Origin of the sequence: Psychrobacter cibarius (assembly GCF_904845955.1) — a bacterium.
Taxonomy (GTDB): Bacteria; Pseudomonadota; Gammaproteobacteria; order Pseudomonadales; family Moraxellaceae; genus Psychrobacter; species Psychrobacter cibarius_B.
On sequence record NZ_CAJGYX010000011.1, the window covers coordinates 1 to 13,796 of the forward strand.

General features: G+C 42.3%; 14 protein-coding genes and 2 pseudogenes. 11 read left to right on the forward strand and 5 right to left on the reverse strand.

The features are described from left to right. Both JMV76_RS14110 and JMV76_RS14115 read left to right on the forward strand, forming a co-directional pair. The coding region (locus JMV76_RS14110; protein ID WP_201503125.1) for a hypothetical protein at positions 1-727 on the forward strand (727 nt) is incomplete at its 5' end. A 25-nt stretch (positions 728-752) separates the two neighbouring features. After that, on the forward strand, positions 753-1,709 hold the full coding sequence (locus JMV76_RS14115) for a hypothetical protein (protein WP_087813584.1): 957 nt from the start codon (positions 753-755) through the stop codon (positions 1,707-1,709). A 188-nt stretch (positions 1,710-1,897) separates the two neighbouring features. On the opposite strand, the gene JMV76_RS14120 is transcribed toward JMV76_RS14115, so the two are convergent. Continuing rightward, positions 1,898-2,173 (reverse strand): hypothetical protein, encoded by a 276-nt coding sequence (locus tag JMV76_RS14120; RefSeq protein WP_201503126.1) that lies wholly within the window; start codon positions 2,171-2,173, stop codon positions 1,898-1,900. Between the two features lie 156 nt (positions 2,174-2,329). Further along, complete coding sequence (locus JMV76_RS14125) at positions 2,330-2,554, reverse strand: helix-turn-helix domain-containing protein (RefSeq protein WP_045448313.1); 225 nt, start codon at positions 2,552-2,554, stop codon at positions 2,330-2,332. A 388-nt stretch (positions 2,555-2,942) separates the two neighbouring features. On the opposite strand from JMV76_RS14125, the gene parA reads away from it, so the two are divergent. From parA to JMV76_RS14955, 4 genes and pseudogenes are all read left to right on the forward strand, one after another. Further along, positions 2,943-3,581, forward strand: a complete 639-nt coding sequence (gene parA, locus JMV76_RS14130; RefSeq protein ID WP_201503127.1) for a ParA family partition ATPase — start codon at positions 2,943-2,945, stop codon at positions 3,579-3,581. A gap of 3 nt (positions 3,582-3,584) precedes the next feature. After that, positions 3,585-3,794 (forward strand): plasmid partition protein ParG, encoded by a 210-nt coding sequence (locus JMV76_RS14135; RefSeq protein WP_045448060.1) that lies wholly within the window; start codon positions 3,585-3,587, stop codon positions 3,792-3,794. Between the two features lie 356 nt (positions 3,795-4,150). Continuing rightward, entirely contained in the window at positions 4,151-4,345 is a 195-nt protein-coding gene (locus tag JMV76_RS14140) for a hypothetical protein (protein ID WP_201503128.1), read from the forward strand. Positions 4,346-4,638: 293 nt separating this feature from the next. Next, positions 4,639-5,516, forward strand: a pseudogene (locus JMV76_RS14955) (cation diffusion facilitator family transporter). A 186-nt stretch (positions 5,517-5,702) separates the two neighbouring features. Here the strand turns inward: JMV76_RS14955 and lnt are convergent. Beyond that, positions 5,703-7,271, reverse strand: a complete 1,569-nt coding sequence (gene lnt / locus JMV76_RS14155) for an apolipoprotein N-acyltransferase (protein WP_045448063.1) — start codon at positions 7,269-7,271, stop codon at positions 5,703-5,705. A gap of 239 nt (positions 7,272-7,510) precedes the next feature. Between lnt and JMV76_RS15145 the strand changes: the two genes are divergently transcribed. Beyond that, on the forward strand, positions 7,511-8,161 hold the full coding sequence (locus tag JMV76_RS15145) for a DUF411 domain-containing protein (protein ID WP_011513677.1): 651 nt from the start codon (positions 7,511-7,513) through the stop codon (positions 8,159-8,161). Between the two features lie 792 nt (positions 8,162-8,953). Next, entirely contained in the window at positions 8,954-9,676 is a 723-nt protein-coding gene (locus JMV76_RS14165; protein ID WP_201503130.1) for a CHAP domain-containing protein, read from the forward strand. A 210-nt stretch (positions 9,677-9,886) separates the two neighbouring features. On the opposite strand, the gene JMV76_RS15285 is transcribed toward JMV76_RS14165, so the two are convergent. Together JMV76_RS15285 and JMV76_RS15290 are read right to left on the reverse strand one after the other, a co-directional pair. Further along, a complete protein-coding gene (locus JMV76_RS15285) occupies positions 9,887-10,060 on the reverse strand; it encodes a MerR family DNA-binding protein (protein WP_445260953.1) in 174 nt (57 codons plus the stop codon). 27 nt (positions 10,061-10,087) lie between these two features. Beyond that, positions 10,088-10,236, reverse strand: a pseudogene (locus tag JMV76_RS15290) (MerR family DNA-binding transcriptional regulator); the annotation flags it as partial. Positions 10,237-10,378: 142 nt separating this feature from the next. On the opposite strand from JMV76_RS15290, the gene JMV76_RS15295 reads away from it, so the two are divergent. The 3 genes from JMV76_RS15295 to JMV76_RS14180 form a co-directional block, all read left to right on the forward strand. After that, positions 10,379-10,846, forward strand: coding sequence for a cation transporter (locus JMV76_RS15295; RefSeq protein ID WP_265090319.1), 468 nt, complete (start codon positions 10,379-10,381; stop codon positions 10,844-10,846). Then, positions 10,846-12,594, forward strand: coding sequence for a heavy metal translocating P-type ATPase (locus JMV76_RS14175; RefSeq protein WP_265090320.1), 1,749 nt, complete (start codon positions 10,846-10,848; stop codon positions 12,592-12,594). The genes JMV76_RS15295 and JMV76_RS14175 overlap by 1 nt, the downstream gene beginning before the upstream one ends. 120 nt (positions 12,595-12,714) lie before the next feature. Beyond that, positions 12,715-13,796, forward strand: a 1,082-nt coding sequence (locus JMV76_RS14180) for a heme lyase CcmF/NrfE family subunit (RefSeq protein ID WP_201503131.1), incomplete at its 3' end; no start/stop codon positions are given.

The following is a 13,796-nucleotide window of genomic DNA, read 5'->3' on the forward strand; positions in this document are numbered from 1 at the left end:
CTTACTGGATCAAAGTGAGGCGGTGATCGTGCAAGATGATGATTTATACGATGAAATCATAAGTACCAAGACTACTCAATTGAATGCAGGTCGGCTTGAGGACTGGCGCAGCCGTACTATGGCGCTGCAATATCAGCTCAACAAAGCGCATGAGCAAGCAAAGCTTAAGAAAGAGGCTGAGCGCGCACGAGAGGAGGCTTTGATCAGGCGGCGAGAAACCTTAAAACAGAGACGGCAGCAGGCATCTCTTAAGCGTCAGCGAATCAATGAGACCAAAGCATATCGAGTTCGATTTGACAATTTAGTGGTACGGGTGCGTAACCGCGTTAATACCCTTGATTTTAAGGCCGTTGATGCACCGATCGAAGTGATCAACGCGGCTGAGGCGGTTGCCGCACAAGCATTTATATTCACTACTCTAAAACACACTGACAGCTTTACGACACTACAAAAAAGTTTACGAGACACCGATGCTAAAAAAATTGCAACGCAGGTGCAGAAGGCAGCAACGACGCTATGGCAACAGCTTGAGCGCTTGCCTGACAATCAAGATAAGGTCGAGGTGTTAACGAAAATCAATGAGCGCTTTGAGCACGTTCCTGCTATCACCATAGATGGGGCAACGCTCACACAAACTGTGACAGATCACCTGCAAAAAACGAAGAACGCCATCCAAGCGCATGAACAAGCACAAACACGCCGCTACTCCTCACCACGCCCATTTTAGGCGGCATTATAATAATGAGTACCCCATGAATAAAGACAATAGCAATGAGCAAGACATACACGATCAACTTGTTAACCTAGTGACTTCATTGACTCCGGTCATTGGGGCCTTGCGTGAGCTGATTAAGCGAGCCGATGATGCGGTAGCGAGGCGGCTTGAGCGTTCGCTTAGCGGTATTGATAGCAAGGTGAATGAGGTGTCTTCTGCCATTGAAGAATTAGGTAGTAGCGCAAGCACGACTTCGCAGGCATTGAGCCAGTATCAAGAACTCGTGTTAAAGCAGCTACAAGCGGCAGTGACTGCTTTTACTGACAATGAGATGCCGCGTCGTTATGATGACAAAATAGCGGGCATCATCACCGATATGAAACAGCAGATTGATACGGCTGTAGAGTCGGTCGTCACTGCTAAAAACGATAGCATAGAGGTACAAATCAGTACCATGCAAGGAGTTGCTGATAAACTTAGCGCAAGCGCGGACAATCTAGCCCTATTCACCAATCAGTACCAAGCTGGTCATAAGCAGATTATTGAAGATATTGAGACCTTTGAGACCACCACCAAAACGCGGATTGAGCAGGTCGAGGCTAGAGCTAGTAAAGACTTGGACAAAATTCATAAGTCCATTGAGACTATGAGTATTAAAAGGATTGCAGCCGCTGTCGCAGCGGGTACGATGGCTGTGATAATAAGTTTGGTGGCTCTGGTATTTTGGTATGTGCCAAGCTTTGATGAGATTGCAGAGATGAAATACCAGCAAGCAGAGCTACAGCGCGGCATCGATGAGCTTGAAACGGGTTGGAAACAGGCCTTTAATAATGCTCAAAGTGCGCAGTTTATTTTGGCTTGTGATGTTAATAAAGAGCAGCCTGATGCAATCAGCTGGTGCGTTAGAGCAGACAGTAAGAGTGTTTTGAGAGATGAGAGAGGCTTTGTTTATTATAAAATAGCTGGGGTGCCGCGTGCAAAGCCGACTGAGTAAAGACGTATGGTAATAGCGAGCTATATTGCCCAAAAGTGCGTCTTCTGAAACATATAAGACTGAAAAAAGGCTTGTTTGATTGTCGTTATCTTTGTCTATATTAAAAAGCCAGATAATGACACTTTATCTGGCTTTAAGGGTTATTGTTTCTTGTTAAACAAGAAGTCTGTAAATATAAGCTAAAGTGACTAGGCTGCTTGGTCAGTATGAGCTGTGACCAACTCTATAAAAGCAGTTTCAAGGGTACTTAACGCATAATCATCAATCATAAGACCGTCATCTATCTGTCGTTGCACCCAGACATAAATCGCTTCATCATTATAAAGAATAGCGTCAACACCAAGTAATGATGCCGGTTGTACGCCTTGCTGTACTTGTAAGCTGGATAACAGCTGAGAGGCTAAAGCTTTAGTCTGTTCACTAAACCAAGCGCAGCTGTTGAGCCGAGATAGATTGTTATTCATTGGTATTCTCCTGTAGATTATTGTGTATAAATAATGGATAAAATGACTTACTACAGGTCAAATTATACCTATATTTTAATCTATTGCAAGAGAAAATGACCTTCTATAGGTCTTTTTATACTTTTAAAGGTGATAATGTCTTATGAGCGAAGGTGTTCACTCAGGTGATTCACTGCTGTCCTCATTTATGATTTCATATAAATCACCAACATTGATTCTAAGATACGTGCATAAAGACTCGATGATATCTAGATCAACTCGGGTGGCTTCTTCATGATACATGCGAGTAATGGTGCCACGATTGATACCAGTATCTCTTGCGACATCGGCAATTTTAAGGCGTCTTTCGCCCATGATGGTCGATAAGTGACACTTCACCATAGTGGTTTCCTCATTAACGATTAGTAGTTTTTGATTGGTGAACGGATTATAACGAATATGAGCGGCTAAAGTATTCCTTTTAGTAGCTCAAATTGGTATCCAATAGCGCAATTTGCCTAGTAATAGGCAGTTTATTATGCTGTCTTTGATACAGGACGTCTATCATGATGGATATACGCTAGTTAGAAAAGGCGATGCTATTTTTACTATGAAGTATTGCTATTAATAGTGATGTGACGTACATTTTTAGTTATACTTATATACTTATATACTTATATACTTATATACTTATATATACTTATATTTATATACTTATATACTTATATACTTATATACTTATATACTTATATACTTATATACTCAATACATACTACAGGGATCTGTATTTATGAAGGTAATCGCGGTATTAAATCAAAAGGGTGGTAGCGGTAAGACTACCATCGCAACGCATTTGGCTCGTGGCTTACAACTAAAAGGTCATAGTGTTTTGTTGGTGGATAGCGACCAGCAGGGCAGTGCGCGTGACTGGAGAGCGGTTGATGAAGACAATCCGGTACCAGTGATCGGGCTTGATAGACCAACACTTGATAAAGATTTAAAAAGCGTTTCTGATAAAGATTACGTGGTGATCGATGGATCGCCGCAAGCTACTAGTTTGGCCATTTCAGCTATTAAAGCCGCAGATTTTATATTGATTCCGGTGCAGCCGAGCCCCTATGATATCTGGGCGACCAGCGATTTGGTTGATCTGGTGCAGCAGCGTATAGAGATGATGGATGGTCAACTAAAGGCGGCGTTTGTCGTATCACGTGCTATTCAAAACACCAATATAGGTAAGGAAGTCGCGACAGCACTACTGGATTACAATCTTCCAGTGTTAGAAACTAGAGTTATACAGCGTGTTGCTTATCCTAACAGTGCTGCCCTTGGTAAAACTGTATTTGATACCGAATCGCCTACCAGCAATGCGATACAAGAGATAACTGCATTAGTCAGTGAGGTTCAAACATTTTTTGGTGAGGAGTAGGTCATGAGTTTATCAGCAGGTCGCCCTAGTAAGAACGTTAAGGATCAGTTAGCTCTATCGGATGTGACGGACAGTCCCAAAAAGACGGTACGCGTGAATTTTAATCTAGATGAAGATAAACACATTGCGCTCAAACGGTACGCGCTTGAAAGCCGAAAAACGGTTACTGAGCTGTTGACTGAAATGATTGATGAAAAGTTGGTTGAACGATAGATATAAAAAATCGGATTTTTTATACCTAAAAAAAGGATATGTATAAAAAACTCAAAAAACTATATATATCATCGAACGCTGTGTACCTTTCTAGTATCATCAGATGCTCGTTTTCTTAAGCCAGACGTAGAAGCAAGCTGCAAAAAAAATGCCCATGGCAAAACAAGCACTGTTTCCTATATCAGTACCATATAATAGAACCAAAAACGGTTAGCAGTGCTAAGGTATATTGCCCTTAATCAAAGCGTACTCAATAACGATTTAAGTTACACAAAATATAAGGGGCTTCTAGCCCCATCATTATTCTGAACCGCCCCGAGATTGTCGGAGACTCAACATTCTGAGAGAATACGACAATGAAAAGACAAACCTACACTCCTGAGATTAAAGAACGCGCCGTTCGCATGCTGATTGAAGCATTAAACGATTACACCTCTATGTGGTCAACCATTCAAGTTATAGTACTGAAAATAGAATCTACTTTTGGAACATTGTGGTCATGTCATAAAAAGCGCACTAATGAAACCATACTAACCAACATTCAAGACTAAGCTACACATACTAAAGAGCTTGAACGTGAAAATAAGAAGCTTACGTAAGCCAGTTAGATTACAGTAAAAGCCGCTTTTTTCGCCCAAGGAGAGATAGGACATACAATCCAGTTGTGGCTCAGTTTATTGATAACAATAAGTGTGTCTACGGTATTAGAGCAATATTGACTGTGCAATATAGAAGATATGCAATAAAATTATTTTCTACCTTTAATAAAATGCAGCAACCTAAACAAGGGTAAATTATGAGTAATTCAGATAACCACAGTCACCAAGCTCCAAACCCTAAAAATATGAATAAGGCTTTCTATATTGGAATTGGTCTAAATTCTGCATTTACGCTCATCGAGTTCATAGTGGGCTACTCAACTAATTCATTAGCTTTAATCGCAGACGCTAGCCACAACTTAAGTGATGTTGCCAGTTTAATAATCTCGTTAATTGGAATGAAATTAGCACAGAAAGCATCTACTACGCTTTATACCTATGGCTACAAAAAAGCTTCTATAATGGCTTCTCTTATTAACGCCATATTGTTAGTTACAATCGTTATAGGTATTGCGTATGAGGCCTTGGGTCGATTTGATACCATACCGGAAGTTGCAGGAAAAGTTATTATTATTACAGCTCTAATAGGTGTATTTATAAATACTGTTTCTGCTTTGCATTCTACAAAGGTCAAAAAGACGATATTAATGTTAAAGGTGCTTTCTTGCATCTAATGGTAGATGCATTGGTCTCTGTAGGTGTCGTTATCTCGGGCATTATTATTTACTATACAAGTTGGAATATCGTTGATCCTCTAGTTAGCTTGATTATTTCAGTCGTGATACTGTTATCGACTTGGGGTCTACTAAAAGAGAGTATCAAGCTTGCTATTGACGGAGTACCTCAAAATGTTGATCTCAGTAAAATCACTGCTATCTTAGAGAGCTATAAATTTATTCAAAACTTTCATCATCTGCACATCTGGGCCTTGAGTACCACTGAGAATGCTCTGACAGTTCATATCGTACCGAAGAGCGATGTGACATTAGAAGAGACTCTTATTATGAAAGAAAATATTAAGGAAGATTTGGCGCATCAGAATATACAACATGCAACTATTGAATTTGGTATTAAGGCAGATGACAATCAAAAATCGCGTGCATTAAATGAAAGTATCAACTAAAAGATGATAGACCGTATATAGCTATCTCTTTTTAAGTATGAGGCGCGTGCTTTATGTCGACATAATTTTTTCAATCAGTTCTTATGTGATCAATAGTTTAAAACTTTTATATTTACGTGCGTTAGGACGTTACCTAGAAAAAATAAAAAACTTACGCTGATTAAATTATTATAATTAAGTTTACTATTACCCTCGTCCTCTAAGTGTGGTTAGACCTTTGCCAAAATAGCTTAGTAGTAATAACAGAGTTATTATTATCAAGATAGGATAATTTCCCATAAGCATAAAGGGAGTGTTACCAACCCGTGCCTGTATCTCACCACGTAGTACAGTACGCTCAAACTGCGGTGCGCGTTCTACAATACGACCTTTATGGTTAATGATAGCGGTAACACCAGTATTGGTCGCTCGAATAAACCAGCGCCCGTTCTCAAGCGCGCGCATTTGTACCATTTGCAAATGTTGCAATGGTCCTGCTGAAGTGCCAAACCAGGCATCGTTAGAGACCGTCAACAAAAAGTCAGTATCGATGGCATTTTTACGCGTGGTATCTGGATAAGCTACCTCATAACAGATAGCCGTCCCTATATTGTGTCCACGCACCTGTAGCGGTGACTGCTGATCACTACCGCGACTATAGCTCTTAATATCCTGACTACCGGCCAAACTTGGGAAAATATCGAGCACGCCTTCAAATGGAATATACTCTCCAAAAGGCACCAGACGCTGCTTCTTGTATAGGCCTTCCGCTTCTACACCTCGAGCAATCACGCTATTGTAAAATGGGGGATACTTATCCGTACTGGCATTGAATGCCGCTTTATCCTTATAAGGGATACCAGTTATCCATGTCGTATTGGTCGCATTAGCCATTTCTATCATTTCACTAATAAAGCCCGCAGCCTCATCCTGAAACATCGGAATAGATGATTCAGGCCACACCACAACATCACGTCCCCACTCAGTGCGCGTTAACTTCGCATAAATCTTTAGCGTTTCTACTTGATATTGAGTCAGCCACTTTATATCTTGTGAAATATTACCTTGAATCAATGACACTGACAGATCAGGTGTGCCCTTAGGTTTTGTCCATTGCGGATTGACCAGCCATAATGATGTGCTAATGGCCAATAACAGTACAGAAACGACGGCATAACTACTGCGCCGAAGCAGTAGCTCTACTAAACTTGCAGCCAATAGTATGGCAACAAAAGAGACGGCAAAAACACCAGCAACGGGTGCTAAGGACGATAACCAATACTCTTCAGTAAACGCATAACCAACAAACAGCCACGGAAAGCCTGTGAATAACCAAGTTTTTAACCATTCTTGTAGCACCCAAAGAGCAGCAAATGAAAAGGGTTGTTTGCCTACCATACGGTTAAAGGCTAGTGCTAAAAATCCATGAAACAGTCCCATACCGAGACCCATCAATCCAATCATAATCAATGCGAGCCACGTTGGAGTATCGCTATAATCATGGATAGCTGTATAGAGCCAAAAGCCGCCGACGCACCATAGCCCCATACCGTAAGCTTCACCGATAATAAAAGCGCGACGACCACTCATATTTGGCACCAACAGCGCATATAAAATCGCTGGTGACACTATTGCTAGCGGCCAGAACCCATAAGGCGATAATGCAAATAAAAAAATAGCCCCTGCAAGCCATGCTGCTACTAGCGTAAGCCATAGCGGTAATTGATTTAAGTGAGTACTCAAACGCTTTTGTAGACTAATAGTAGACAGGTGCATCGCAAATTATCCAAAATTATGAGCCTTGAATTTTTAATCAAAATCCAAAACTCAGATAGACCCGTTAATACTACAGGCAGCATTTCAAAATAAAAACTGCTTATGATACCAGTCCGCACTGCTCAATGTATAAATTTACGTACCCCGTTTGATGGTTTATTATGCTACATTACCAAACGATATGAAGTGTTACTTGACCTTCTATAGCTCACAATATCTACAGTACATGAGAGAGCACTATGACCCCCTTAAAAATAAAATCCAGTCTTATATTCAATCGTCATCTGTCTAAGGGGTTGCGTGGTACGCTGGTGTTACTTGCCGCCTCATCACTATTTGCTTGTAGCCAACCGAGTAGTGGCGTATCTGATGCAAACACAACATCAGTAACAACCGAAAATGCAACAGCTATCACTTTAAAGGAAGATGAACCAAACGCTAAAAGTGCTCACATGATGACAAGGTCAGTAAGTAAACCAGACCTACTAAAAAACGTCTCAGCTACGGTCTATAAAGATGCCAATTGCGGCTGCTGTAAAGAATGGATAAGTCATGCAGAAGATAATGGTCTAAGTGCAACCGCGCAAGATGTTGCGGACTTAGCCGTATTTAAAGAGCGCTACAGCGTTCCAACTGAGATGCGTTCTTGCCATACTGTAGTCACTACTGATGATTACGTCTTTGAAGGTCATGTACCTGCTAAGTATATGGCGCAGTTCTTAGAAAATCCGCCAGTACAAGCTATGGGTCTTGCCGTACCTGGCATGCCTGTTGGTAGCCCAGGTATGGAGTATCAAAATAAATTCATGCCCTATCAGGTTATGCAGCTCAATAAAGACGGGACGACCCAAGTTTATGCTGATATTGAATCGGTAGAGCAGCAATTATAGTGTGTTAGCAGTTAAGAATACTTTGATTATAGTGTTAGCGTTAAAAGTAAATGAGGCAGGTATAAGACTGTTCTATTGCTTATAAAATGATTCTTCATCAAAAAAATCATTAGCTATTGCGACTTTAAAAGCAAAAACAACTTTGAATTTGTAACTTTTGATGACAATGTAAGCGGATTTATCGGTTATTAACCCTTAAAATAGATAAATAATTAAGGGTTAATACAAGAATATACAGGATGTATCGAAACAATTACGTAATATTACATAAGCCAGTAGGGAATTAACATCTATATTAATATTATAAATTATTATATTATCTTAATAATTAGTTAGACCCTATATAGGGTACTACTATCCATTGTGAAACGTCTGAGGGTTAAATCTGTAATTTAGATTTAACCCTCAGACGTTTTTTGCTTATAAAACAGTAGAAATTGTTGTCAATTTAGTCAGCTATATTCTGTATATGTTACACAAACTTACATTGTAAAATGTGGAATATTAGCAATTTTTTCAACATCAAAAAAGTATTTTTGGGGTTTTTAAGGGTGATGACAGGCTAAACAGCCTATGCTAAAGTCGGCTTTGTGTTTTGGCCAGCAGCTTGATTTGCAACAGCTTCGTAAGACTTCAATGATGCTGTGATCGCCAATAATCATTTTTTATATGAATAATATGCAGCAGAAGTATCAGTCACTATGACGTATATATACTTGAGTTGTTGAAATTTAATTGACTGCGCTGTTGTTGATAACAGACCATTTTGAATTAACCGTAGGTATTAGATTTATGAAACAGGCTTTATTGATTTTGTCAGTACTGGGTATGGGCATAGCACAAACGAGTGGTGCTGCTATCACAATCTCTCAAACAAATAATACCATCACCAATACTTCTGTGGCATCAAACTACGGTTCATCAAAAAACATCTATAGCACTAGCAGTGGTGCTTATGTTTCTAGTAATGACGAAATCAGTCAAGCTATTAGCAACCTAAGTGCGCAGGCTAAGCAAAAAGAGAGTCGGCTTTCATCATTAAACAGCCGCTTATACGCTGAAAAACAACAGCAGCAAGTCAATACAGTTCCTGATAGCAATTCAGCCCCCGCTATCGCTGCTGCTCGTGCTTCACGAGTGGCTCTATCTGGTAGCTCTGGATACTGTGCCCGTTACGTACGTAAAGCACTACAATCAGCAGGTTATGAGTTCACCCCCAATCCTTCAGCCTATCAGTACGCCACTCGTGGCACGCTTGATAAAGCAGGTTTTAGCAAAATCAGTAATGATATGCCAACCCAAGTAGGTGATGTTATTGTCTATGATCGCTCATCAAAGCGTCCACATGGCCATATCCAAATCTTTGATGGCGAAAACTGGATTTCTGATTTCCGTCAGAACAGCATCAGCCCATACAGTGGTGTCTATGCTTATACCACATGGCGTGATTCAAAATACGTGGATGACGCATCCGCACCAGATCGAAATATCTACCTTGCTATGAATGATAAATAAGACCTGATAAGTCAGCACAACATAGTTATTATTTCCTCCAACCCCAGTAGTGATCTTAATATCATTGCTGGGTTTTTTTTGTGCTTAACATCAGGGTGTATTTAACCTTTCATGATTTGATCAGTCAGAAATGAACACTACTAATATCATTACTCATGACAAGAATTATCGGCAAGAGCCTTTAATATCCCACATGATACCGCTGGTGCACTACTTGCACATTTCTGGCGCAAAAACAGTCAAGTGCTGCTTTAAGTGCATCAGTTCTTCCATTCGTATTTCTACAGCATAAATTTGCTTATCTAGTAAGGAGCTCACATCACCACAGTCTTTATCAGGTTCCTCCCAAAACTCAAGTAAGATTCGTACTTCGTCTAGAGCCATGTCAAGCGTACGGCAGTGTAGGATAAATTGTAGACGCTCAATGTGCTCTTCATTATATAAACGATAATTCCCTGCGCTGCGAGAAGGCTCAGGTAATAAGTGCTCCTTTCGTAATAGCGAATGGTTTCCACTGTGGCACCTGTGCGTTTAGCGAGCTCACCAATTTTGATTGTCATAATAACCTCTATGATTTAAATAATTAAAGTGGCTGTAAAGACTGGCGCTAGAGAAATTAAATTTACAAAACTGTAGATAGACAACCTTGACTCTAAAGCCACTAGAGGGTTCATAATACCATTATTCAAAGGGTAAATTATTATGAAATATCATATTGAAGGTATGGACTGTGCCAGTTGCATCGGCAAGATTGAAACAGCTTTGAAACGTATGCCTGGGGTTTCTGATGTTGAGCTAAATTTTGCTACAGAAACGCTAGAGCTAAGCTTGGCCCCTGATGCGCCGACTCAGGCTAGTGATATTGAAAAAACCATCAAAAGCCTAGGGTTCGGTATATCTGCCAATACTGGTCAACAAACTGTATCGGCTATTGATATTGACAGCGACAATCAGATGGCTCCGCAGGATAAGCGGTGGTGGCAAACTCAAAAAGGCAAACAGGTTGTTGGTCTCGGTATTTTGATGGGCAGCGCTTATGCACTGTCACTACTGTTCCCCGCTTATGGGATATGGGTGTTTGCCATCGCTGTGATTGTAGGCGTTTTTCCATTTGCACGCAAAGCCTTAGCACTGGCTAAAACAGGTTCATTCTTTCAATTGAAACGCTGATGTCCGTCGCCGTGCTTGGCGCACTTATCATTGGTGAAGCTGAAGAGGCCGCAGCGGTTGTCTTTTTGTTCTCAATCGGTGAACTGTTTGAGAGTATCGCTGCTGATCGCGCTCGCGCTGGCATCAGAGCCTTATCATCGCTGGTTCCGAAAAGTGCGATTTTACTTGATGCTCAAGGTGGGCAGCGTAACGTTCCAGCGACTTCACTACAAGTGAATGACCTTGTGCTGGTGCGTCCTGGAGATAGGGTATCTGCTGATGGTTCCATTGTTCAAGGTGCGTCCAGCCTTGATGATTCGCCCGTGACGGGAGAGTCTGTTCCTGTTGCCAAGACGATGGGTGACAATGTATTTGCAGGGTCAATTAACATCGATGGTGTGCTCCAAGTGCGCGTAGAAAAGACAGCCGCCGATAACACTATTTCGCGCATTATTGATTTGGTAGAGCAAGCGCAAGCTTCCAAAGCACCCACTGCCCGTTTTATTGAGAAATTCAGTCGTTACTATACACCGGCTGTGATGGCTATTGCCGCCCTAATTATCATCGTCCCACCGTTAACCATGGGCGGAGATTGGTCAACTTGGTTATATCGAGGTCTAGCCTTATTATTGATCGCTTGTCCTAGTGCTCTTGTGCTCTCAACACCAGCTGCTATCGCCTCTGGTCTAGCGGTCGGTGCGCGCCGCGGCTTGCTGATCAAGGGCGGTAGTGCTTTAGAAACCATCGGCCAAGTGAAGACAGTCGCTTTTGACAAGACAGGCACTTTAACTGAAGGTAAACCACGCGTGACCGATGTTGTTGACATTACACAAGAGTATTCAAGTGTTCAAGGTCAGGATTCTCAGGATCAGGGTTCTCAAGGTAAAGATAAGGTATTGGCGCTCTTTGCCAGTGTGGAGACAGGTTCTAGTCACCCGCTTGCTGAAGCTATTGTCAGTCATGCCAAAGCCGCCAAAGTTGTCATACCTGTGGCTTCTAAAGCTTCTGCTACTGCGGGTAAAGCGGTACACGCAACTATCGCTGGGCGCGCGCTAGCTATCGGTTCGCCTGTTTATGCCGCAGATGAGGCATCAATTTCAGCCGAGCAACAGGCACAAATCGAGGCGCTGCAAAATGAGGGCAAGACCGTCTCAGTTCTTTTCGATGAGCAAAGTCGAGAAGTGCTTGGATTGGTCGCACTAAGAGACGAGTTACGAGACGACGCTCATGAAGGTGTGGCTCAACTTAAAGCGATGGGTGTGCGCTCCGTCATGCTAACAGGCGACAACCGCTTAACCGCTCAAGCACTTGCCAGTAATTTAGACGTGGAATGGGAAGCTGAGCTGTTGCCTGAGGACAAACTGCGCTTGCTTAACGAGATGAAGAATAACAGCAAAATAGCGATGGTGGGTGATGGTATTAACGATGCGCCAGCACTAGCAACCGCTGATGTTGGCATCGCGATGGGTGGTGGCACCGATGTGGCCATTGAGACGGCCGATATCGCATTATTAAAAAGTCGTGTTACAGACATGGCCCATCTGATTGCACTTTCGCGTGCCACCATGCGCAACATTCATCAGAACGTCATTTTCGCTTTAGGTCTCAAAGGCGTCTTTCTGATCACGACCGTATTCGGCATTACTGGACTATGGATTGCGGTTCTAGCTGATGCTGGAGCAACAGTGCTCGTTACTCTCAATGCGTTACGTTTACTGCGCTTTAAAGGCGCGCCTCCACTGGTAACTCCGCCTAAAGTAGTTAAATAAAACCCTTCGAAATCAATTAAAAACTAGAGATAGCAGCAGATTTCGGGGTGGGTTCTAATAATAAAAATTCCACCGCTACAGTAAACTGCAACCGCATTAGAGTAAATAAGGTTAGACCGTATGTTGATTACAGAATTGGGCTATTTTGCCTTGCTTACCGCTTTTGTATTGGCGTTATTGCAGGTAATTCTGCCAACTATTGGTGTTATTCGTAACCAGGTTGCTTGGCAACGACTAGCCCCTAGCTTAGCTTGGGCACAGTTTGCCGCCATGATAACGTCATTTGGCGCTTTGATAGCAGGTTTTTATTATAATGATTTTAGCCTCAGTTACGTCGCGCAGCATTCTAATACGCTGTTGCCTTGGTACTATAAGTTATCGGCGACATGGGGCGGACACGAGGGCTCTTTGCTGCTATGGATGACCATCATGGCCACATGGTGTGCACTGGTATCATACTTTAGTCGCGGCTTGCCGTTATCAATGCGTGCGCGGGTATTAGTTATTTTGGCCGGTGTACAGTTAATGATGCTAACAATGCTGATATTTACCTCGTCACCGTTTGAGCGTACCTTACCCAATCTAGCGGTCGATGGCGCTGATTTAAATCCTGTCCTACAAGATTTCGGTCTGATTATTCATCCGCCCATGTTATATATGGGCTATGTGGGTATGGTAGTGCCTTTTGCATTTTGTATGGCGGCATTGTGGGAAGGGCGTTTAGATGCTGCTTGGACACGCTGGTCACGTCCATGGGCGCTCGCGGCTTGGGGATTTTTGACCATTGGTATTGCACTGGGCTCGTGGTGGGCCTACTACGAGCTTGGCTGGGGCGGTTGGTGGTTTTGGGATCCGGTAGAGAACGCCTCGTTTATGCCTTGGCTTGTCGGCTTAGCATTGCTGCATTCATTAGCAGTCACTGAAAAGCGCGGGGTGTTTAAAGCATGGACCATCATGCTGGCTATTTTCGCTTTTGCCTTAAGCTTGCTTGGCACGTTCCTGGTACGCTCTGGAGTCCTTACCTCAGTGCATTCGTTTGCCGCTGATCCGACGCGTGGTTTGGTCATCTTAGCTATTCTTGGCATTATCATCGGTAGTGGTCTATTAATGTTTGCCGTTCGCGGTTGGCGTTTGACGGTTGAGAGTCAGTATCAGCTGGTTTCGCGCGAGTCTTTCTTAGTCATTAATAACGCTATTAGTCA

What these genes read in the sequence shown, in the direction of transcription:
- JMV76_RS15285 (WP_445260953.1), bottom strand. Translation starts at nt 10,060, where the DNA reads ATGGCTCTAGACGAAGTACGAATCTTACTTGAGTTTTGGGAGGAACCT.
- JMV76_RS15295 (WP_265090319.1), top strand. Translation starts at nt 10,379, where the DNA reads ATGAAATATCATATTGAAGGTATGGACTGTGCCAGTTGCATCGGCAAG.
- lnt (WP_045448063.1), bottom strand. Translation starts at nt 7,271, where the DNA reads ATGCACCTGTCTACTATTAGTCTACAAAAGCGTTTGAGTACTCACTTA.
- parA (WP_201503127.1), top strand. Translation starts at nt 2,943, where the DNA reads ATGAAGGTAATCGCGGTATTAAATCAAAAGGGTGGTAGCGGTAAGACT.
- JMV76_RS14175 (WP_265090320.1), top strand. Translation starts at nt 10,846, where the DNA reads ATGTCCGTCGCCGTGCTTGGCGCACTTATCATTGGTGAAGCTGAAGAG.
- JMV76_RS15145 (WP_011513677.1), top strand. Translation starts at nt 7,511, where the DNA reads ATGACCCCCTTAAAAATAAAATCCAGTCTTATATTCAATCGTCATCTG.
- JMV76_RS14165 (WP_201503130.1), top strand. Translation starts at nt 8,954, where the DNA reads ATGAAACAGGCTTTATTGATTTTGTCAGTACTGGGTATGGGCATAGCA.
- JMV76_RS14135 (WP_045448060.1), top strand. Translation starts at nt 3,585, where the DNA reads ATGAGTTTATCAGCAGGTCGCCCTAGTAAGAACGTTAAGGATCAGTTA.
- JMV76_RS14120 (WP_201503126.1), bottom strand. Translation starts at nt 2,173, where the DNA reads ATGAATAACAATCTATCTCGGCTCAACAGCTGCGCTTGGTTTAGTGAA.
- JMV76_RS14140 (WP_201503128.1), top strand. Translation starts at nt 4,151, where the DNA reads ATGAAAAGACAAACCTACACTCCTGAGATTAAAGAACGCGCCGTTCGC.
- JMV76_RS14115 (WP_087813584.1), top strand. Translation starts at nt 753, where the DNA reads ATGAATAAAGACAATAGCAATGAGCAAGACATACACGATCAACTTGTT.
- JMV76_RS14125 (WP_045448313.1), bottom strand. Translation starts at nt 2,554, where the DNA reads ATGGTGAAGTGTCACTTATCGACCATCATGGGCGAAAGACGCCTTAAA.